Here is a 1,605-nt window from a genome sequence, read left to right as displayed (position 1 = left end):
ATGAGTTGTGGTCACTGTGCCAGCACGATCGAAAAGGCCGTAAAAAGCGTCGATCCGGCAGCTCGGGTGGCAATCGACCTCGGATCATCGACGGTCGCCGTGGAGACCAAGGCCGACGAATCCGCAATTTGCGATGTCATTAGGTCTGCCGGCTACGACAACGAGAAGCTGGCGGCCTGAGATATCATGCGCGGCCGGCGCGGATCATAAACGCGCCGGTCGCGTTCATTTACATTGAGGCTTGGTACGCTGAGCCGTCTGATAGAGTACGGTGAGAAACCAAGGGCGGACCCTCATGCTTATCCAGCCAATCGATTATTTTCTCGTTGCGTGGTTCGCGATTGCGGCCGCCTCGACGCTCTATGTCGGCTTCGATCAGTACCGCAACAACCCCGAACCGGTGGTGATGAAATGGGGTTTTATCCTGGTGACCCTCTATATGGGTCCGCTTGGACTGTTGCTTTATGTGCTTGCCGATAAGGAACCCCGCCCGGGCGAGCACGAGGACTTCACCAAGCCTCTGTGGAAGCAGGGCGTCGGCTCGACCATCCACTGCGTTGCCGGAGATGCGACGGGCATCATCCTCGCTGCCGTGATCACGGCAGCACTTGGTCTACCGATGTGGCTCGATCTCATCGTCGAATATCTGGCCGGCTTCGCCTTCGGCCTGTTCATATTCCAGTCGCTGTTCATGAAATCGATGATGGGCGGCACCTATTGGGAAAACGTGCGCAAAAGCTTTCTGCCAGAATTCATTTCGATGAATTTCATGATGGCCGGCATGGCCCCGGTGATGAGTTTTCTGATGATGGGCCGCGACATGCGCGCGATGGAACCCACAGAGCTCGTGTTCTGGGGCGTGATGTCGATCGGCGTCATTGCCGGCTTTGCACTCGCCTACCCTGCCAATGTCTGGCTGGTCGCACGCAAGCTGAAGCATGGGTTGATGACGGTGCGCCTGCAAGCCGCCGAATCCGGTCAGGAGACAAAGCACACGCATGGCGGGGCATCCGACATGGCGGAAGAAGGCCATGCCGGACATACCGGGAAGACCGCGCCTGCGAAAGCACCGACGAAAGCGAAAGCACCGTCACAGGCGAAGGCATCGGCTTCCCATGCAGCACAGGCTCAGCCCGCCAAGGGGCAACATGCGGGGATGGAAATGCATCAGGCTGGCAATCACGCCCAGCAAGGTCATGACATGGCTTCCCACGCGGGCAAAAAGAGCGGCGGCCATCAAATGGAGACGGACGCCACCACGCCTCAGATTGCTGCGCTAGGTGTGGTTTCCCTGATTGCGCTGGCGATCGGCATGATGGCGCCGGCGAACTGGCTGAACCTGACGCTGTCGGCCCGCGATGTCGGCGGAGCCATTATGCCGCCCGGCATGATCATGGATCGCGACACGCCGGCCGCTGCCATGCGCGATATGGCGGCGGTCGATCCTAGGCTGGTGAGTTTCAAGGCTGATCCCGCGGCACAGGGAGGCACGGTCCTCGAACCGCGAATCGAGAACGGCGTGAAGGTATTCGATCTCGAGGCTTCGGTTATCCGCTGGTCGATTCTGCCCGGAGTGACGGTCGAGGCCTTTGCCTACAACAAGCA

Annotated in this window: 2 protein-coding genes; both read left to right on the top strand. The window is 59.5% G+C overall.

What is annotated here, in order from left to right; translation table 11 throughout:
• The coding region (locus tag FFS37_RS35625) for a heavy-metal-associated domain-containing protein (RefSeq protein ID WP_137935555.1) at positions 1-180 on the top strand (180 nt) is incomplete at its 5' end.
• A gap of 115 nt (positions 181-295) precedes the next feature.
• Positions 296-1,605 (top strand): DUF4396 domain-containing protein (locus FFS37_RS36410; RefSeq protein ID WP_232375919.1); only part of this gene is annotated, 1,310 nt, incomplete at its 3' end.

Source organism: Mesorhizobium comanense, from assembly GCF_005503535.1.
GTDB lineage: Bacteria > Pseudomonadota > Alphaproteobacteria > Rhizobiales > Rhizobiaceae > Mesorhizobium > Mesorhizobium comanense.
Note: the sequence above shows the minus strand (reverse complement) of the source record. Positions and strands in the feature narration are given on the sequence as shown.